At 74.2% G+C, this 17,757-nt stretch carries 16 protein-coding genes; 7 read left to right on the forward strand and 9 right to left on the reverse strand.

The features are described from left to right. Nucleotides 1–111: 111 nt before the first annotated feature. Entirely contained in the window at nucleotides 112–330 is a 219-nt protein-coding gene (locus QC282_RS11460) for a hypothetical protein (RefSeq protein WP_279549168.1), read from the reverse strand. A gap of 167 nt (nucleotides 331–497) precedes the next feature. Here QC282_RS11460 and QC282_RS11465 point away from each other — a divergent pair, with 167 nt between their 5' ends. After that, nucleotides 498–1,403, forward strand: coding sequence for a LysR family transcriptional regulator (locus tag QC282_RS11465; protein WP_279549169.1), 906 nt, complete (start codon nucleotides 498–500; stop codon nucleotides 1,401–1,403). Nucleotides 1,404–1,541: 138 nt separating this feature from the next. Here the strand turns inward: QC282_RS11465 and QC282_RS11470 are convergent, their stop codons facing one another. Then, nucleotides 1,542–2,105, reverse strand: a complete 564-nt coding sequence (locus tag QC282_RS11470) for an NAD(P)H-dependent oxidoreductase (protein WP_279549170.1) — start codon at nucleotides 2,103–2,105, stop codon at nucleotides 1,542–1,544. 139 nt (nucleotides 2,106–2,244) lie between these two features. Here QC282_RS11470 and QC282_RS11475 point away from each other — a divergent pair, with 139 nt between their 5' ends. From QC282_RS11475 to QC282_RS11490, 4 genes are all read left to right on the forward strand, one after another. Continuing rightward, on the forward strand, nucleotides 2,245–2,904 hold the full coding sequence (locus tag QC282_RS11475) for a helix-turn-helix domain containing protein (protein WP_279549171.1): 660 nt from the start codon (nucleotides 2,245–2,247) through the stop codon (nucleotides 2,902–2,904). A 131-nt stretch (nucleotides 2,905–3,035) separates the two neighbouring features. After that, a complete protein-coding gene (locus tag QC282_RS11480) occupies nucleotides 3,036–4,067 on the forward strand; it encodes a LacI family DNA-binding transcriptional regulator (protein ID WP_279549172.1) in 1,032 nt (343 codons plus the stop codon). 17 nt (nucleotides 4,068–4,084) lie between these two features. Then, nucleotides 4,085–5,263 (forward strand): 4-hydroxybenzoate 3-monooxygenase, encoded by a 1,179-nt coding sequence (locus QC282_RS11485; RefSeq protein ID WP_279549173.1) that lies wholly within the window; start codon nucleotides 4,085–4,087, stop codon nucleotides 5,261–5,263. A 29-nt stretch (nucleotides 5,264–5,292) separates the two neighbouring features. Continuing rightward, nucleotides 5,293–6,726 carry a benzaldehyde dehydrogenase gene (locus QC282_RS11490; RefSeq protein WP_279549174.1) on the forward strand — a complete coding sequence of 478 codons (1,434 nt, stop codon included), beginning with the start codon at nucleotides 5,293–5,295 and terminating at the stop codon, nucleotides 6,724–6,726. Nucleotides 6,727–6,763: 37 nt separating this feature from the next. Here QC282_RS11490 and trxA read toward each other — a convergent pair whose 3' ends face one another. Continuing rightward, nucleotides 6,764–7,150 carry a thioredoxin gene (gene trxA, locus QC282_RS11495; RefSeq protein WP_279549175.1) on the reverse strand — a complete coding sequence of 129 codons (387 nt, stop codon included), beginning with the start codon at nucleotides 7,148–7,150 and terminating at the stop codon, nucleotides 6,764–6,766. A gap of 142 nt (nucleotides 7,151–7,292) precedes the next feature. Here trxA and QC282_RS11500 point away from each other — a divergent pair, with 142 nt between their 5' ends. Beyond that, on the forward strand, nucleotides 7,293–8,726 hold the full coding sequence (locus tag QC282_RS11500; RefSeq protein ID WP_279549176.1) for an NAD(P)/FAD-dependent oxidoreductase: 1,434 nt from the start codon (nucleotides 7,293–7,295) through the stop codon (nucleotides 8,724–8,726). Between the two features lie 15 nt (nucleotides 8,727–8,741). On the opposite strand, the gene QC282_RS11505 is transcribed toward QC282_RS11500, so the two are convergent. The 6 genes from QC282_RS11505 to QC282_RS11530 form a co-directional block, all read right to left on the reverse strand. Continuing rightward, nucleotides 8,742–13,388, reverse strand: coding sequence for a caspase family protein (locus QC282_RS11505; RefSeq protein WP_279549177.1), 4,647 nt, complete (start codon nucleotides 13,386–13,388; stop codon nucleotides 8,742–8,744). Further along, nucleotides 13,388–14,293: a hypothetical protein gene (locus QC282_RS11510; protein WP_279549178.1), complete on the reverse strand. Its 906-nt coding sequence runs from the start codon at nucleotides 14,291–14,293 to the stop codon at nucleotides 13,388–13,390. The genes QC282_RS11505 and QC282_RS11510 overlap by 1 nt, the downstream gene beginning before the upstream one ends. Nucleotides 14,294–14,350: 57 nt before the next feature. Then, on the reverse strand, nucleotides 14,351–14,998 hold the full coding sequence (locus QC282_RS11515) for a peptide deformylase (protein ID WP_279549179.1): 648 nt from the start codon (nucleotides 14,996–14,998) through the stop codon (nucleotides 14,351–14,353). A gap of 93 nt (nucleotides 14,999–15,091) precedes the next feature. Beyond that, nucleotides 15,092–15,448, reverse strand: coding sequence for a tetratricopeptide repeat protein (locus tag QC282_RS11520; RefSeq protein ID WP_279549180.1), 357 nt, complete (start codon nucleotides 15,446–15,448; stop codon nucleotides 15,092–15,094). 76 nt (nucleotides 15,449–15,524) lie between these two features. After that, the gene (locus QC282_RS11525) at nucleotides 15,525–15,968 is read right to left on the reverse strand and encodes a MarR family transcriptional regulator (protein ID WP_279549181.1); all 444 of its coding nucleotides are present in this window, start codon (nucleotides 15,966–15,968) and stop codon (nucleotides 15,525–15,527) included. Beyond that, nucleotides 15,965–16,510, reverse strand: coding sequence for a MarR family winged helix-turn-helix transcriptional regulator (locus tag QC282_RS11530; protein WP_279549182.1), 546 nt, complete (start codon nucleotides 16,508–16,510; stop codon nucleotides 15,965–15,967). Before QC282_RS11530 ends, QC282_RS11525 begins: the two co-directional genes overlap by 4 nt. Nucleotides 16,511–16,642: 132 nt before the next feature. On the opposite strand from QC282_RS11530, the gene QC282_RS11535 reads away from it, so the two are divergent. Beyond that, complete coding sequence (locus tag QC282_RS11535) at nucleotides 16,643–17,608, forward strand: pirin family protein (RefSeq protein WP_279549183.1); 966 nt, start codon at nucleotides 16,643–16,645, stop codon at nucleotides 17,606–17,608. Nucleotides 17,609–17,757: the final 149 nt, after the last annotated feature.

Raw genomic sequence — 17,757 nt, forward strand, 5'->3', positions numbered from 1 at the left:
GAACCGGCCGCCCGCGTGGCGGCACGGCCGGACTCAAGGGTATGGCATCGGCGCAAATACCCGCGCCCGCACAGGCCGGAGGGGGGGCCGACGGGCTTCAGGGAGCGGGGGTCAGCGCCACGCCGGGCTCGACTCGGTGAGCGCGGGCCTGCTGCGCGAGACGACCCGGGTGCCGCACGCGTCGGTCACCCGGACCTGGAGCGACCCGCAGCCGCAACGCGTCCACACGGTGCTGCCCACCGCGGTGCCGTGGCACGACACCACCTGGAAGGGCTCGGCGCCGTCCGGCCAGCCGCAGTGCGGGCAGACGGGGCCGGTCGTGCTGGTCATGGCGACTCCTTGTGCTTCGTGTGTGCGACCCGGTGAACGGTGCACCTGATGAATGGCGCCGGCTGCGGGAGAGCTGATCCGCCCGGCGCGACACGGACAAGGGTGCGGCACTCGCTCCGTACACGTCCAGGTTGACTTTGTGGACGCCACCGTGAAGCGTGGACTTCATGATTGACCTGCGCCGGCTGCACGTCCTCAGGGCCGTCTCCCACTACGGCACGGTCACCGCCGCCGCCCGCGCCCTGCACTTCACCCCGTCCGCCGCCTCCCAGCAGATCCGGCAGCTGGCCCGGGACCTGGGCGTGGACCTGCTCGAACCCCAGGGCCGGGGTGTGCGTCTGACCCCGGCGGCCGAGAGCCTGCTCGCGCACGCCGACGCCATCCAGGCGCGCTGGGAGCAGGCCGAGCTCGATCTGCGTGCCGACGACGGCGACCCCGCCGGACTGCTGCGCGTCACCGGTTTCCCCGTCGCGGTCTCCGTCCTGCTCGCGCCGATGGCGGTGCGGCTCGGCGAGCGGCATCCCCGGCTGTCCGTACGCATCGCGGAGGTCGGCGTCCCGGAGTGCTTCGACCTGCTCTTCGAGGGTGAGACGGACCTGGCCGTCGTGGAGGCGACCCCGCGCAATCCGACGCTCGGCGACGCGCGCTTCGACCAGCAGCCGCTGCTGGACGACCCGTTCGACCTGGTCGTGCCCGAGGGGCACGCGCTCGCCGGGCGGGCCCGGGTCGACCTGTCGGAGGCGGCGCGCGAGCCCTGGATCGCCCCGGTGGCCGACAGCCCCTGCCGCCCGCACGTCATGTCGGCGTGCGGCGCCGCCGGGTTCACCCCGGACGTCGTCCACCACGCCCGGGACTGGAACGTCACCGCCCACCTGGTCGCCCACGGTCTCGGCGTCGCTCTCGTCCCCCGCCTGGCGCAGCTGCCCCCGCACCTGCCGATCGCCCGGGTCCGCTGCACGGGCAACCCGCACCGCAAGCTACTGACCTGCACGAGGGGCGGCTGTAAGACCCGCCCGGCGGTGGCGGTGGCCCTGCGCGAGCTGCGGGAGCTGGCGACGACGGCCGCGGCGTGACCGGCAGGGGAAGGCCCCGGACGCCACCGCCGGGACGTGGCCGCCGTCGACGGCGCCCGGCGGGCCCGCACGCGACAACGCCCCGGGAGCCGGACGGCCTCCCGCGAGGCGCCGACTGCCGGGGCGTATGGCGAACGGTCAGGCCGCGGCCGACTCCGTGGCCAGACCGTGCACGCGGGCGACCACCTCGGTCAGCTGCGCCGCGACCTCGGCGTCGTCGACCGGGTGGGTCTCCGCGAAACGCGTCACCGAGCCCGGGATCGCCAGCTTGACGTCCTCCAGCACCTTGCCGCCGGCCACGCCCAGCGCCTTGCGCGTCTCGTCCTGCGCCCAGACGCCGCCGTACTGGCCGAACGCGGTGCCGACCACGGCGACCGGCTTGCCGGTGAGCGCGCCGGCGCCGTACGGCCGCGACAGCCAGTCGATGGCGTTCTTCAGCACCGCCGGGATCGTGCCGTTGTACTCCGGCGTGAACAGCAGCAGCGCGTCGGCGGCGCCCGCTGCCGCACGGAGCTTGGCGGCGGCGGCCGGGACGGAGCCCTCGACGTCGATGTCCTCGTTGTAGAACGGGATGTCCGCCAGGCCCTCGAACAGGTCCACCTCGGCACCCTCGGGGGCGAGCTTGACGGCCGCCTCGGCGAGCTGACGATTGTGCGAACCGGCACGGAGGCTGCCGACGAGCGCGAGAATGCGAACAGACATGTGAAAACTCCCTGAGCTGAAAAGCCGGAACCTGAGAACGCTGCACCTGCGGCAACAATCCGGACCGAGGTCCGTTTCTGTTGTAGCACCCTAACCGGACCGGGGTCCAGTTTTCTTCCCGATGCTTTACGCTTGCTTCATGTCCGCCGCCCTGCCCCCCTTCCCCCGGCCCGAGGAGCCCTCGGCACAGGTTGAACTGCTCCAGCTCGGCTCCGCCGACGACGAGCCGTGCCTGCGCGCCGACGCCGCGCGCAACCGGGCCCGGCTGCTGGAGGCGGCCGAGCGCCTGGTGGCCGAGCACGGGGCGAGCTGCCTCACGATGGAGGCGGTGGCCGCGGCGGCCTCGGTCGGCAAGGGCACGGTCTTCCGCCGCTTCGGCGACCGCACCGGCCTGCTCATGGCGCTGCTGGACCACTCCGAGAAGAAGTTCCAGGCCGCGCTGCTCGGCGGCCCCCCGCCCCTGGGCCCCGGAGCGCCGCCCGTCGAGCGGCTGCGGGCCTTCGGCCGCGCCCTGCTGCGCCGCACGGTCGACGAGCTGGACCTGCAGCTCGCCGCCGAACCGACCCCGGACCGCCGGTTCTCCGCGGCCCCCCGCCGCTTCCTGCGCGGCCACCTCGCCCTGCTGCTGCGCGAGGCGGTCCCGGACGGGGACGCCGAACTCCTCGCCCACACCCTGATGAACGCGGTCGACCCGGCGCTCGTCCACCACCTCACCCAGCAGTGCGGCATGCCCCTGGAGCGGCTGGAGACGGCATGGCTCGACCTGGTCGCCAGGGTGACCCGCACCGATCGGGAATAGGCCCCGCCCCACGCGGTCGCCCCCGGGCCGGACAACGGCCCGGTCCCGCACCCGGCCCCACCTGCCCCGCACCCGCACCGCTTCCCCCGCCCGCGCCCCCGCCCTCCGCTTCTGCCAAGATGCGGTACGTCATGGTGCAGATACCGAACACGCCCCCACCGCCCGCACCGCCGCGCTCCGTTCCCACGAGCGCCGACGTGGCCCGCCTGGCCGGCGTCTCGCGCGCGACCGTCTCCTACGTCCTCAACAACACCAGCGCCGTACGCATCAGCGAGCCCACCCGCCGCCGCGTCCACGCCGCCGCCAGGGAACTCGGCTACGTCCCGCACGCGGCCGCCCGCAGCCTGCGCGCCGGACACAGCCGCATGGTCCTGATGCCCGCCCCCAACTTCCCCGTGGGACCGCTCTACAGCCGGTTCATCGCCGAAGTCCAGTGGGCGCTCGGCCGTCTCGACTACACCGTCGTCCAGTACGGCACCGCCGGCCCGCACGACGACGAGGCCGCCCGCGCCTGGGCCGAACTGCGGCCGGTCGCCGTCCTCGTGCCCGGCTCCGGACTCGGCGCACGGGGCGTCGCGGTCCTCAAGCGCTCCGGCGCCCGTGCCGTCGTCACCCTCGCCCCCGAGCCCGTCGAAGGCGCGCACGCCCTGCTCATGGACCACGAGGCCGTCGGCCACTGCGCCGCCCGCCACCTGTACGCACGCGGCAGGCGCCGCATCGGCGTCGTCATGCCCGGCGACGCCGGCCTGGAGCTGTTCTCCGTGCCCCGCCTCGCCGGGGTGCGGCACGCCCTGCGCGGCACCGACGCCACCGTCACCGAACTGCCCCTCGCCCACGACGAGGAGTCCGCCGCCCGGCTCGCCGCCCGCTGGCGCGGCCTCGGCCTCGACGCGGTGTTCGCGTACAACGACGAGTACGCGATGCTGCTGATGCGCGCCCTCCAGGACGAGGGCGTCGCCATACCCGGCGAGACGGCCGTGATCGGCGCCGACGACCTGATGCTGGGCCGGCTGCTGCGCCCCCGGCTGAGCACCGTCCACATCGAGCTGCCGTCCGGGCGCGACCTCGCCGAACTGGTCGACCGCGCGGTCCGCGACCCCGCCACGGCTCCCGAGAGGCACAAGGTGCTGGGAGCATCGGTGGTGCACCGCGACTCCAGCTGATAGCGAAGGGGCGGGCCATGCGCACCAAGGTCGGCATCATCGGCGGCGGTCCCGCCGGGCTGCTCCTCGCCCGCCTGCTGCACCGGGCGGGCGTCGACTGCGTCGTCCTGGAGAGCAGGACCCGCGGCCACGTGGAACGGCGCCAGCGCGCCGGAATGCTGGAGCAGGGCACGGTCGACGCGCTGCGCGAGGCCGGCGCCGCCGGCCGGTTGGACGCCGAGGGCATCGTGCACCGGGGCATCGAACTGCGCTTCGGCCGCGCACGCCACCGCATCGACTTCCCCGCCCTCACCGGAGGCCGCACCGTCACGATCTACGCCCAGACGGAGATCGTGAAGGACCTCGTGGCACTCCACCTGGCCGACGGGCCGCCGCTGCTGTTCGAGGCCGAGGCGGTCGCCGTCGAAGGGGCGGACGGCGAGGCGCCCGTCGTGCGGTTCCGGCACGAGGGCCGGGACAGGACACTGACCTGCGACTGGGTGGTCGGCTGCGACGGCTCCCACGGCATCGCCCGCGACGCCTTCCCGCCCGCGATCACCCGTACGTACCAGCGCACCTACCCGTACTCCTGGCTCGGTGTCCTCGCCGACGTGGCGCCGTCCTGCGACGAACTGGTCTACGCCCGCGGCGAGCGCGGCTTCGCCCTGCACAGCATGCGGTCGCCCACCGTCTCCCGCCTCTACCTCCAGGTGCCCAACGGCACCGACCCCGCCGACTGGCCCGACGACCGGATCTGGGACGAACTCGACGCCCGCTTCGCCGTCGACGGCGACTGGTCCCTGCGCCGGGGGCCCATCACCGCCAAGTCCGTCACCGCGATGCGGTCCCGCGTCCATGAGCCGATGCGCCACGGCCGGCTGCTGCTCGCCGGGGACGCCGCGCACATCGTGCCGCCGACCGGGGCCAAGGGTCTCAACCTGGCCGTGGCCGACGTGCGGGTGCTGGCCCGCGCCTTCACCGCGCTGCACCGCACGGGTTCCGCACAGCCGCTGGAGCAATACTCGGACCGGTGTCTGGAACGCGTGTGGCAGGCCACTCGTTTCTCCGACGAGATGACTAAGATGTTGCACGCTCAACCAGATGGGGACGCGTTCGAGAGCCGGATGCAGCTCACACGCCTGCGCCGGATCACCGCGTCCCACCAGGCCGCCGCCGAACTGGCGGCCCACTACACGGGGCTCCCACTGGCCGTGTGAGCCCGCCGGTGACCGAACGGAGCGCCCCGATGCCGTTGCTCGACCCGAACACCTGGCGGTCCCCCTTCGCGGGAGACACCTACGACGTCACCGAGCCCGCCACCGGCGACACACTCGGCGCCGTCACCCTCGCCACCGCCGCCGACGTCGGTACGGCCACCGAGGCCGCCGCCCGCGCGCAGCGCGCGTGGGCGCGCGCCCCGCACTTCATCCGCGCCGGAGTGCTGCGCCGGGCCGGCGACCTGTTCACCGAGCACGCAGGCGAGCTGCGCGAATGGCTGGTCCGCGAATCCGGCTCCGTCCCCGGCAAGGCCGACTTCGAACTGCACGTCGCCGCCCAGGAGTGCTACGAGGCCGCCGCGCTCGTCTCCCGCCCCACCGGCCAGGTGCTGCCCAGCGAGGCGCCCCGCCTGTCCTACACCCGGCGCGTCCCGGCCGGGGTCGTCGGCGTGATCGCCCCGTTCAACGCGCCGCTGATCCTGTCCATCCGCTCCGTCGCCCCGGCCCTCGCCCTCGGCAACGCGGTCGTCCTCAAGCCGGACCCGCGCACGGCGGTCTGCGGCGGCCTGTCCCTCGCCGCGGTGTTCGCGGCGGCGGGCCTGCCCGAAGAACTGCTGCACGTCCTGCCGGGCGGCCCCGACGTCGGCCAGGCCCTGGTCGCCGACCCGCGAGTGCGGGTCATCTCCTTCACCGGGTCCACCGCGGCGGGCCGCGCGGTCGGCGAGGCCGCCGGACGCCACCTCAAGCGGGCCCACCTGGAACTCGGCGGCAACTCCGCCCTGGTCGTGCTGGAGGACGCCGACCTCGACGCGGTGATCTCCACGGCCGCCTGGGGTTCGTTCTTCCACCAGGGGCAGATCTGCATGACGACCGGGCGCCACCTCGTCCACCGCTCGCTCTACGGCGAGTACGTGGAGCGGCTCGCCGCCAAGGCCGACGCGATGGCCGTCGGCGACCCGCACCGCGAACAGGTCCACCTCGGCCCGCTCATCGACGACAAGCAACTCGGCAAGGTGCACGGCCTGGTGGAGTCCAGCGCGGGACGCGGTGCCCAGGTGGCCGCCGGCGGCACCCACGACCGGCTGTTCTACCGGCCCACCGTCCTCGCCGGCGTGGACGACGACACCCCCGCCTACACGGAGGAGGTGTTCGGGCCCGTCGCGCCCGTACGCCCCTTCGACACCGCCGACGAAGCCGCCGCGCTCGCCGCGCGCAGCCCGTACGGCCTGTCCCTCGGCATCGTCACCCGCGACCCCGCCCGCGGCCTGGACCTGGCCGAACGCATCCCGACCGGCATCGTCCACATCAACGACCAGACCGTGAACGACGAGGCCGTCGCCCCCTTCGGAGGGGTCGCCGCCTCCGGTACCGGAGCCCGCTTCGGAGGCGACGCCAACCTGGAGGCGTTCACCGAACTGCGCTGGACCACGGTGCGCGGCGACGTGGCGACGTACCCCTTCTAGGCCTCCCCGGGGGACTCCCGCAGCAGGGGCGCGGGCCCTACTGGCCGTTCTGCTCGGCCTGGGCCTGCTGCTCCGCCACCGCCTTGCGGACCTCGTCCATGTCCAGCTTCCGGGCCTGCCCGATGACATCCGTCAAAGCGGCCTCGGGCAGCGCGCCGGGCTGGGCGAACACGGCCACCTGGTCACGGACGATCATCAGCGTGGGAATCGACTGGATGCCGAAGGCCGCGGCCAGCTCTGGCTGCGCCTCGGTGTCCACCTTCCCGAACACCAGGTCGGGGTTGTCCTCGGCCGCCTTCTCGTAGACCGGGGCGAACTGCTTGCAGGGTCCGCACCAGTCCGCCCAGAAATCGATCAGGACGAAATCGTTGTCCGTGACCATCTGGTCGAAGTTCTCCTTGGTGAGCTCCACGGTGCTGCTCATGGCGTGATCCCTCTTCCTGGTGTCGGGGGCTGAGCCGTCGGCACAACACGGCCGTACGGGCTGGTATTCCGTGCGCGGACCGGCACGTATCGGCGCACGTACCCGTGTGGCCACGCCGCACACCACCCACCAGACTGACCCCATGACGGAAACGGAAACCATCGCGTACGACGTCGTGGTGCTCGGGGCCGGACCCGTGGGGGAGAACGTCGCCGACCGCACCCGCGCGGCCGGCCTGACCACCGCGGTCGTCGAGAGCGAACTGGTCGGCGGCGAGTGCTCCTACTGGGCGTGCATGCCGAGCAAGGCACTGCTGCGCCCGGTCATCGCCCGCGCCGACGCCCGCCGCGTGCCGGGACTGAGCCAGTCGGTGCGGGGCCCCCTCGACGCGGCAGCGGTCCTCGCCCACCGCGACGAGTACACCTCCCACTGGCAGGACGACGGCCAGGTCCAGTGGCTGGACGGCATCGACGCCGACCTGTACCGCGGGCACGGTCGGCTCACCGGGCCCCGCACCGTCACCGTGACCGGCCCCGACGGCACGGACCGGGTACTGACCGCCCGGCACGCGGTCGCCGTCTGCACCGGCAGCCGCGCCGCCCTGCCCGACCTGCCGGGCCTGGACACGGTGCGGCCGTGGACCAGCCGGGAGGCCACCAGCGCCAAGAGCGCGCCCGGCCGGCTCGTCGTGGTCGGCGGCGGCGTGGTCGCCACCGAGATGGCCACCGCCTGGCAGGCCCTCGGCTCGCAGGTCACCCTCCTGGTGCGCGGCAAGGGCCTGCTGCCCCGCATGGAGCCCTTCGCCGGCGAACTGGTCGCCGAGGCCCTCACGGAAGCCGGCGCCGACATCCGCACCGGCACGTCGGTGCGGTCGGTGACCCGCGAGAACGACACCGTCGTGATCGTCACCGACGGCGGCGACCGCGTCGAGGCCGACGAGATCCTCTTCGCCACGGGCCGCGCCCCGCGCACCGACGACATCGGCCTGGAGACGGTCGGCCTGGAACCCGGCTCCTGGCTCGACGTCGACGACAGCCTCCGGGTGACCGGCCACGACTGGCTGTACGCGGTCGGGGACGTCAACCACCGCGCCCTGCTGACCCACCAGGGCAAGTACCAGGCCCGCATCGCGGGCGCCGCCATCGCCGCACGCGCCTCCGGCACGTCCGTGCTGGATTCCGGGCCGTGGGGCGCGCACGCCGCCACCGCCGACCACGCCGCCGTGCCGCAGGTGGTCTTCGCCGACCCGGAGGCCGCGGCCGTCGGCCTGTCCCTGGCCGAGGCGGAGCAGGCGGGCCACCGGGTCCGCGCCGTCGACGTCGACCTCTCCTCCGTCGCCGGCGCCGGCCTGTACGCCGACGGCTACCGGGGCCGCGCCCGCATGGTCGTCGACCTGGAGGACGAGATCGTCCGCGGCGTCACGTTCGTCGGCCCCGGCGTCGGCGAACTCGTCCACTCGGCGACCGTCGTGGTCGCTGGGCAGGTCCCCGTGAGCCGTCTGTGGCACGTGGTCCCGCCGTACCCGACGATCAGCGAGGTGTGGCTGCGGCTGCTGGAGGCCCACCGGGACACGTGAGACCTCCCGCTCAGGTCAGCCGGCCCCGAGACGGTCCCGCCAGCCGCGCGGCAGCCGCGGGCGGACGAAGACGACGCCCTGCTGGGTGCCCACGGCGAGATCGAGGTGGCGGCTGCCCGGCAGCGGGGCGAGTGCGGTCACGGCGGCGGGCAGCGGGGCGTACCAGACCGTTTCGAGGCTCGGCAGATGACACAGCGCGATGCCGTGCCCGTCGCTCACGGCCACCAGGGCCTCCCCGCTGGGGGCGGGCCCGGCCCAGTGGACGTCGGCCGGCAGCAGCGGCAGGCGTTCCGGGCGGCCCGCCGTGCCGGGTGTCCAGACGAGCGTCGGCATCGGACGGCCGGGCGGCGCCGGGGCCCGGCACAGCAGGACGGGCGTGCCGTCGGGCAGCGCGGTCCACTGCCCGCCGTAGGCGCGGAAGGCGTCGGTGCCGTGCCCCTCCTCGGCGGAGCAGACGTCGTGCCGGCGGCCGGTGTCGAGGTCGATCACCGAGGCGGCGCCGTCGCGACCGCGCTGCATGATCCACCGGGTGCCGTCGGGACCGTGGTGGGGCAGCAGATCCCGGACGTCCGGGGCGAGTGGGAGGCCGTCGCGTTCGTGCCGGGTGCCCTGCGAGAGGTTCCAGAGCCTGGCCTCGGGCACCACGGTCTCCCGGTCCGGGTCCACGTGCCAGAGGTGCCGGTGGCCGACGGTGCTCTCCCGGCGTACGGCAGGACGGGCCGCCGCCATCAGCACGGCGTCCCCCTCGGAGGTGGTGAACGCCGTGGAGCACACGAAGTCGCGGGCCGGGTCGACCCTCCACGGCAGGCCGGCCCAGTCGCCGGTGTCCCCGGGGTCGTTCAGGAGCCGGGCCCGGCACAGCGCGGCGTCGAACGCGACGAAGCGCGCACGGGGACGCGACCGGGTCGCGGGGAGGAGCCGGACGCGCAGCCGGTCCCACCTGTCCCCGTGAAGCCACCGCAGCGGAGTGTCCTCGGGCGCGGCGTCCGGGCGCAGGCGGTGCCACAGGGGGTACGAGACCGGACTGGGCGGCAGGTCCGGTGCGAGGTCGAGCGTCTCGTGCCCCGTGTACTTCCACGTCACCAGGTGGAGCGTCCCGTCGGGGTCCTCGGCGCGGTCCTGCCTCGCGGGAGGCTCTCCCACCGCCGGCAACCGGGTCCGTTCCTGCGCGATGTCGTGCGCTGCCTCGGCGCAGAGGCCCGGGGTGAGCCGCCGGACGTGGTCGCGAAGGGTCACGGCCATCACCGAGGCCGGTTCGCGGCTCCACGGGATCAGTGCCTCGACCTCGGTGACCGGGAAACCGGCGGTGGCGGACGGGAGCGCCGCGGACGGCGCCTGGTGGGAGCCCCAGCGCCAGAGGCGGGCGGTGCCGTCGTTGCCGACGGCCAGGATGTCGGGCCCGGCGGACCCCGGCGCGGCGAGGGCGTGCACCGTGCACACGGCGCCCTCGTGGCCGTACAGCGGTGAGCCGACGAGGTCGCCGGTGGCGCAGTCGATCACGCGCAGACCGCCGCCGAACCCGATGGCGATGCCGAACAGCCGGCCGTCGTGCAGTACCGGTGCCGTGAGCTGCCCGCCCGCCCGGTCCTTCTTCCCGATCGCCCGGACCGGCTCGCCGACCCGCGCCGTGAGCAGTTTCTCGGACGAGGCGACCAGGACCGGCTCGGCCGCACTGCCCTGGGCGAAGCCGCTCACGTGCCAGTCGGCAACCCCCCTGAACGGCGCGCTCGTGACCGTCTTCGTGGCCGGTTCGAGCACGGTGAGCCGTGTCCACTCCTCGCAGACCGCGACGACGGTGCCGCGCGGGCCGTCCACATGATCGGCGAGCACGGGCTTGGTGAGGCCGTCCAGCAGGACGACGGGTGCGCCGTCCTCGTCCAGGGGGAGCCAGGACACCCGTCCGCGCACGCCGTCACAGACGAGCAGGTGCGCCTGCCCGCCCGCATCGCGTGCCAGACAGGCGGTCGGCCCGACGGCCTCCTCCCGTTCGGTCGCGGGCCGCGTCGTGCAGTCCGTCTCGGCCAGGGGTTTGAGCGCGGGCAGCGCGAGCGCCGCCACCCGCTCGTCGTTCCCGCACACCAGGACGGGCGTGCCGTCGGCCAGGAGCCCCGCGTCGAAAAGGGACGTCCACTCCGAGTCGGGCACCGCGCGGGACAGCGTCTGGTCCGCCACGTCCCACCACCGCAGCGTGCCCTGCTCGTCGAGCGTGACGGCCTCCGCGCGACGGACCGGCCCGTCCAGCAGACGCAGGCCGGTGACCCGCGCCGGATGCGGCAGGACCGTCGACCTGGCCGGGGTGTCCGGCATCCAGACGTGCACGTGCGACGCGTCGGGCGGTGCCGCCAGCACGCACCGCTCGCCGTCCGGCAGCACCACGTCCGTCACCGTCCAGTCCGGGTTCCTGAACCGGACCGCGTAGCCGTCCCCGGCGTGCCGTCCCACCACCCGGTGCGGGGTGATCTCGCGGGGCTCCACGCACACCCGCCGCACCGACCGCGACAGCGACTCCGCCTGCCCGGCGAGCCCGTGCTCCCCGTGGGCCCGCGCCACGAACGCCAGCAGCCCGGCCCGGTCCGTCCCGTCCGGACCCGCGTCCTGGTCCGTGTCCGTCAGCAGATACGTGTACCGCTCGACCGCGAGCGACAGCGACGCGCGCCGCCGCACGTGCCGGACGGCCGGCAGCAGCGCGGCCGGTTCGGCGGCGACGACGAACGAGGCGTCCTCCACGAGGCCGTCCAGGCAGCCCGCGCCGGCGGCGTGGGTCGCCAGATGGGCCCGCACGTAGGACGGGGCACGGGACCAGTCACGCCCCGGGACCAGATCCAGGAGGGTCTCCACGAAACACTCCTGGACGTCGGCGAGGTCACGCCGGCGCAGCACCCGTTCCTTGAGATGGTCCGTCAGCTCCTGGTGGTACGGGCGGAAGTACCGCGTGCCGTCCACACAGGCGTGCGCCAGGTACGAGCCGTCCTCTTCGAGCAGCACGTCGATGTCGGCCTCCGCGAGGGCGGTGCCGGACAGCCGCGCGGCGACCCGCACCCACACCTTGCGCGGCAGCCCGTCCCCCTCGCCGAACGCCAGGGCGGTGAGCAGGGCCGTGGTCGTGGCGTGCCGCCCGGAGGACAGCCGCTGGAGGTAGGCCTCGAAGGCGCCGCCGACGTCGGACGGCAACTGCTCGGCCCAGCCCGGCACGGAGGCGTCCACCACCGGGCCGCGCAGCAGGGCGCTCGCCGTCATCCGGGCGACCAGGAAGCAGCGCCCCGAGCGGCGGGCGATCTCGTGCGCGACGAGACGGGCGAGCTCCCGACGGTGCTCGTACGGCGCGCCCGTGTCGCAGAGGATCTTCCGCACGTACGCGGCGGTGTCGGTGTCCCCGGCGTAGGCGTCGTCGTCCAGGTCGATCACCGGCACCCGGTCGCCGAGGTGGGGGAGCAACTCCCGCCGCGAGCCCACCACCAGACGGACGCAGCCGACCGCGGCGAGGGGGCGCAGCAGTTCCCAGGCGATACGGCGGGCCTCGGCCCGGTCGTCGCCGGGGCCCGCCTCGTCGAGGGAGTCCACGACGACGCGGAACGGCCGCTCCCGCTCGGCCAGCGCCTTCAGCAGGGTGACCGCGGTGGCCGCGCGGACGTCCGCGGCGCCCGCGAGCCGTCCGACCACCGCCTCCAGGGTCAGGTGGCGGGCGCTGACGGAGGCGTCGGCATGCCCCTCCAGGACCAGCCGTCCCAGCACGGCCGACTTGCCGGAACCCGGGTCCGCCGTCACGACCAGCAGCCGGCCCGCTCCCTGCCCGGCGAGATGGGCACGCGCCTCGCGCAGGGCGTGCTCGCGGCCGGTGAAGTAGGAGCCGGGGTCGTGGACGTGCTCCACACCGCGTCCGCGCGGCTCGAAGTGCGTCGAGAGGTCCTGGGCGTCCGCGTGCGGGCGGCCGTCCCCGGTGACCTCGGCGCCCGGCTCGAACAGGGGATTCGGGAAGAACGGCGGCCGGTGCGACTGGTCCACCGACGAGCACGCGGCCCGCTGGGTCAGGCCGGCCGTCACGAAGGACCGGTTGACGCGTTCGGCGAGCACGCTGGGGGACAGGAAGCGCTGCGAGGGCCCGTCGCCGTCGGCGCAGGCCTTCGCCAACTCGGTGACGAAGGCACCGTCCACGGCCCTGTCGCGGTGGCGGGCGGAGGCGAGCAGCCAGGTGCCCGCGCCGAAGTCGTCGGCGCGGCCCCGGCCCGCCACCACCGCGTCGGTGACCGCGCCGATCTCTGCCGTGGCGGCCGCCGCGTGGCAGGCGTCCACCACGAACAGCACGTTGCGTACGGGGGAGGCGGCGAGAATCTCGGCCAGATTGGGCAGGGACAGCCACGAACCCGGCCGGCCGGTCTCCGTGTTGGCGCACGCCAGGCGGTACTGCCCGGTGAGCGAGCGGCCGCCGTGCCCGGCGTAGTACACGGCGACGACGTCGTCGGCGGTGAGGCAAGGGCTCGCGCACCAGTCGGCGAGGGCGTTCTCGAAGTCCTCCGAGTGCGGGTCGTACGACACGGCCGTCAGGATCCGCTCGTACCCGGCCGACGCGAACAGCGCGGCGGCCCGCGCCATGTCCTCGTGCGCCTGGGGGAGTTCGGGGGCGTCGCGGTAGTGGCGGGTGCCGGCGGCGACGAAGTAGCGCATCAGCCTGCCCCGGGGCCGGGCAGCAGCCCCGCCGCGACGGCCCGGCCGGTCTCCACCGCCGTCAGATAGCGCGTGGCGTCGTGCATGTGGCTGCCGTTGTGCACCGGTACGTCGGTCACCCCGTCGCCGAAGGCGGGCCGCAGGTCGCGTACGACGGCGACGACGTCTGTGGCGTCGGCGATGTTCGTCCAGGCCCGCAGGGGCTTCGGCCACACGGCCCGGCGCTCCTCGGGAGCGGGATCGAGCCGGTCGAGGACGAGCGCGCGCATGCCCAGGGGCGAGCCGAGCGTGACCAGCACGCGTACGTCCCAGTCGCCGTTGCGCTCGGGATCGCACAGCGTCTCGTAGGCGACGACCGAGCCCAGCGAGTGGGCCACGACGACCCTCGTCCCCGGTGTGATCCGGGCGGCGAGCCGGTCGCGGGCCGCGCGCCGGACGTCCGGGTCGCCGAGGTAGCCGGTCAGCTGCTTCAGGCTGCCGATCAGGGCACGGTCGAGGACCCCGCGCAGGAAGCGGGCGCCGGTCAGGGCGTCGAGCGCGGCCCGCACCGCGGACAGCCGCAGCGCGCGGGAGGCACCCCACCCGACCGGCCCCCGGGTGCCGCACTGCGCCGGGTCCGGGACCGCCGGGTCGGTACGGGCGGCCTCGGCCCACCACTGCATCAGGAGGGCGAACTCCTCGTCGGACTCGACGTCGCCCTCGTCGTAGGGGACGTCGAACCCGGAGCGGGTGCCGGCCGGGCGGAACAGGTCGCCGTAGAACGCCACCCCGACCTCGCCGGGCGCCGGAACCGGGCCGCCGGCGAGGCGAACCCCGCCCAGCAGCTCGGGCACGACGTCCCGGGCCAGGGAGTCCTCGCTCAGGAACTGCTTGCCGACGCCGTGTACGAAGACGACCTTGCTCAATGTCCCTCCCCGTGTGAGGGCACTAGGTTACGCGGAGAGCCGGAAGCTGACGGGACGTCAGTCCGGAAGCGTGAAGCCCAGTTCCCGCGCCGCGTCCTTGGGCGTGGGCCGGTTCCAGCGCTCCGCCATCGCCGTGCCGGAGGACAGCGAGCGCAGTTCGGCTCGGTCGAGGTAGAGGACGCCGTCGAGGTGGTCGGTCTCGTGCTGCACGATCCGCGCGGGCCAGCCCGTGAACACCTCGTCCAGCGCCCGACCGTGCTCGTCCTGCCCGGTCAGCCGCACCCGGGCGTGCCGGGCCACGACCGCCTGCCAGCCCGGCACGCTCAGACAGCCCTCGAAGAAGGCCGCCCGCGAATCGCCGACGGGCTCGTACGACGGATTGACCAGGACCCGGAACGGCTGCGGCACCCGTCCGCGCGCCACCCGCACCTCCTCCGGCACCGGCGCCGGGTCCTCCACGACCGCGATCCGCAGCCCCACGCCGACCTGCGGCGCCGCGAGACCGACACCGGGTGCCGCGCGCATCGTCACGCGCAGGGCCGCCACGAAGCGGGCCAGCAGCGCGGGCTCCAGCTGGCCGTCGAACGGTTCGGCGCGGCGCCGCAGCACCGGATCACCGGCCGCCACGATCGGCAACGGGCCGCCCCCGGCGAGGAGTTGCTCCACCTGTTCGGCCGGCGGTACAGACCCACGCGTAGATCCCATAACGTCAGCATGTCACGCCCGGCCGCCCCGCACGGGGCGGGGCGGACCTGGGCATGCCGGGTGTCCTGGCAGCCATGACGGCCGCCGCAGGCGCTACGGCCGCTGGAGTCGATCGAAGTCGCCCGCGAGCGCGGAGGCGATGCGCATGTGCGACTCCGCCTCCTCGTGCCGGCCCTGCCGCTGGAGCGTCCGGCCGAGCATCAGCCGGGCGTAGTGCTCCACCGGGTCGCGCTCCACGAGGACACGCAACTCGGCCTCGGCGCGGCGAAGTTGGGCAGAGTGGTAGTAGGAGCGGGCCAGCAGCAGCCGCGGTCCGGTCTGCTCCGGCACCTCCTCGACCAGCCCGTCCAGGACGCGTGCCGCGGCGGCGTAGTCCTTGGCGTCGAAGAACATCAGCGCGCGCTCCCAGCGCTCCGCCGGTGTTCCGTGGCCGTAGTACGTCGTGTCCACTTCCGACCTCCTTCGGCGACCACAACCGACGGAGTCGGTCGAACATTCCACCACCGGCTGGTACGCGCGGCGGGTGCTACGCCGACAGCGCCGCCAGTTCCGCGTTGGCGCGCTCCGTGACGCGGGCGAGGACACGCCCGGCGGCCGCCAGGTCGTCCGCCGGGATGTCCGCGTAGATCCGGGCGGAGATCGCGCCGGTCTCGCCGCTGGTCGTCTCGTACAGCTCCCGCCCGGCGCCGGTGATCTTGACGGTGGAGCCCTCGGCGGTCAGCAGCCCCCTGCCGATCAGCTCCTCGACGACGGTCTCGACGTCCGCGGGAGAGATCTTCAGGGAGTGGACGACGTCCTCGACCAGCTCGGCGCGCCCGACGGGGCCGTCGGCGACGGCGACCGGCCTGAGGGTGATGAGCTGCTGGAAGGTGGCGCCGTGGCGGGCCAGGACGGATTCCAGGACCGCGCGGCCGGCGTAGTGGGCGAGGCCGATGACGCGGCCGTTGACGGTTCGTGCGGGAGTGGTCATGACTGCTCCTCCGATGTCTGGTCGTGCCCTGTGGATGCGTGGTCACCGCTGCGCGGACGGAGCGGACGGACTGGACGAACTGGACGGACTGGATCGAGGGGCGCGTCGAGCAGGACGGTCAGGTCGCGGACGAGGTCCCGGGTGCGCGGGCCGTCGAGACCGCCGAGCGGCTGGAGCAGTTGGTCCAGGAGGCCCTGGACGACCCTGATCGCCCGGCGGGTGACGTCCCGGCCCTCGTCGGTGAGGGCCAGCTGCACGGCGCGCGGGTCCTTGGGGTCCCTCGTGCGGGTCACGAGGCCGGCGGACTCCAGGGTCCGGGCGAGCTTCGACACGTAGAGCGGTTCGAGGCCGGTGTGGTCGGCGAGCTGCCGCTGGCTGGGCCGGACGCCGGAGCGTCCCATGCCGTGCAGCGACGCCACCAGCGCGTACTGCGCGTGGGTCAGCCCCAGGGGCGCCACGGCGCGATCGACCGCGACGCGCCACTTCGTGGACAACCGCCAGACCAGGTAGCCGGGCGTGGGGCCTTGGGGTGTCGTACTCACGCCGAATACCGTACATGGCTTCTATATCCATGGCTACTATATTTCCGCCCGCCGGAGCCCTCGTCCTCGATGGCCCGCGACCGGGCGGGCAACGCCTGACGCGACGCCTCCGACGCGGCTAGGTTGGGCGGTATGAGCAATCTTGACCGGCAGCCGGTTCCGGCGGTGTGCGGCGGACGCGGCTTCGTGGTGGCGGAGCCGGTGCGTGAACTCCTGAGCCCCCGCCACGTGAAGCTCGGCGAGTCCACCGAGGTCCGGCGGCTGCTGCCCAACCTGGGCCGGCGCATGATCGGTGCCTGGTGCTTCGTCGACCACTACGGCCCCGACGACATCGCCGACGAGCCCGGCATGCAGGTGCCCCCGCACCCGCACATGGGCCTGCAGACGGTGAGCTGGCTGCACGAGGGCGAAGTGCTGCACCGCGACTCCACGGGCAGCCTCCAGACGATCCGCCCCCGCGAACTCGGCCTGATGACCTCCGGCCGGGCCATCAGCCACTCCGAGGAGAGCCCCAGGCCGCACGCCCGTTTCCTGCACGGCGCGCAGCTGTGGGTCGCCCTCCCCGACGGCCACCGCCACACCGACCCGCGCTTCGAGCACCACGCCGACCTGCCGGTCGTCACGGCACCGGGCCTGCGCGCCACGATGATCCTCGGCGAACTGGACGGCGCGGCCTCGCCCGGCACGACGTACACCCCCATCGTGGGAGCCGACCTGGCCCTGAGCCGCGGCACGGACGTCCGCCTCCCCGTCGAGCCGGACTTCGAGTACGCCGTGCTGTCCATGTCCGGCGAGGCCCACGTCGACGGGGTGCCGGTACTGCCGGGCTCGATGCTCTACCTCGGCTGCGGCCGCACCGAACTCCCGCTGCGTGCCGAGTCGGACGCGGAACTGATGCTGCTGGGCGGCGAGCCGTTCGAGGAGGAGCTGATCATGTTCTGGAACTGGATCGGACGGTCCCAGGAGGAGATCGAGCAGGCACGCCGGGACTGGATGGAGGGCACGCGGTTCGGGGAGGTGAAGGGGTACGACGGGGCTCCACTGCCCGCACCGGAACTGCCGCCGGTGCCCCTGAAACCGCGGGGAAGGGTGCGCTGACCTGCGGGATGTCTGTCTGGTGGCAGCTGCTGAGCGGCAGTCGGCTGGGCGGTGCCCTCCCGTCCACCGCTCTGGGCAACGGCGTTCCGGCCGGCGTACGGCGCAGCCGGGCGACGTAGATGCGTTCCTGGTTGGCCACGTAGAGGGCG

The organism is Streptomyces sp. DH24 (genome assembly GCF_029813775.1).
GTDB lineage: Bacteria > Actinomycetota > Actinomycetes > Streptomycetales > Streptomycetaceae > Streptomyces.

Excerpts from the sequence above, each read along its gene's own strand:
- QC282_RS11465 (WP_279549169.1), top strand. The coding sequence starts at position 498 with ATGATTGACCTGCGCCGGCTGCACGTCCTCAGGGCCGTCTCCCACTAC.
- QC282_RS11475 (WP_279549171.1), top strand. The coding sequence starts at position 2,245 with ATGTCCGCCGCCCTGCCCCCCTTCCCCCGGCCCGAGGAGCCCTCGGCA.
- trxA (WP_279549175.1), bottom strand. The coding sequence starts at position 7,150 with ATGAGCAGCACCGTGGAGCTCACCAAGGAGAACTTCGACCAGATGGTC.
- QC282_RS11525 (WP_279549181.1), bottom strand. The coding sequence starts at position 15,968 with ATGACCACTCCCGCACGAACCGTCAACGGCCGCGTCATCGGCCTCGCC.
- QC282_RS11505 (WP_279549177.1), bottom strand. The coding sequence starts at position 13,388 with ATGCGCTACTTCGTCGCCGCCGGCACCCGCCACTACCGCGACGCCCCC.
- QC282_RS11460 (WP_279549168.1), bottom strand. The coding sequence starts at position 330 with ATGACCAGCACGACCGGCCCCGTCTGCCCGCACTGCGGCTGGCCGGAC.
- QC282_RS11470 (WP_279549170.1), bottom strand. The coding sequence starts at position 2,105 with ATGTCTGTTCGCATTCTCGCGCTCGTCGGCAGCCTCCGTGCCGGTTCG.
- QC282_RS11535 (WP_279549183.1), top strand. The coding sequence starts at position 16,643 with ATGAGCAATCTTGACCGGCAGCCGGTTCCGGCGGTGTGCGGCGGACGC.
- QC282_RS11515 (WP_279549179.1), bottom strand. The coding sequence starts at position 14,998 with ATGGGATCTACGCGTGGGTCTGTACCGCCGGCCGAACAGGTGGAGCAA.
- QC282_RS11480 (WP_279549172.1), top strand. The coding sequence starts at position 3,036 with ATGGTGCAGATACCGAACACGCCCCCACCGCCCGCACCGCCGCGCTCC.
- QC282_RS11490 (WP_279549174.1), top strand. The coding sequence starts at position 5,293 with ATGCCGTTGCTCGACCCGAACACCTGGCGGTCCCCCTTCGCGGGAGAC.
- QC282_RS11500 (WP_279549176.1), top strand. The coding sequence starts at position 7,293 with ATGACGGAAACGGAAACCATCGCGTACGACGTCGTGGTGCTCGGGGCC.
- QC282_RS11485 (WP_279549173.1), top strand. The coding sequence starts at position 4,085 with ATGCGCACCAAGGTCGGCATCATCGGCGGCGGTCCCGCCGGGCTGCTC.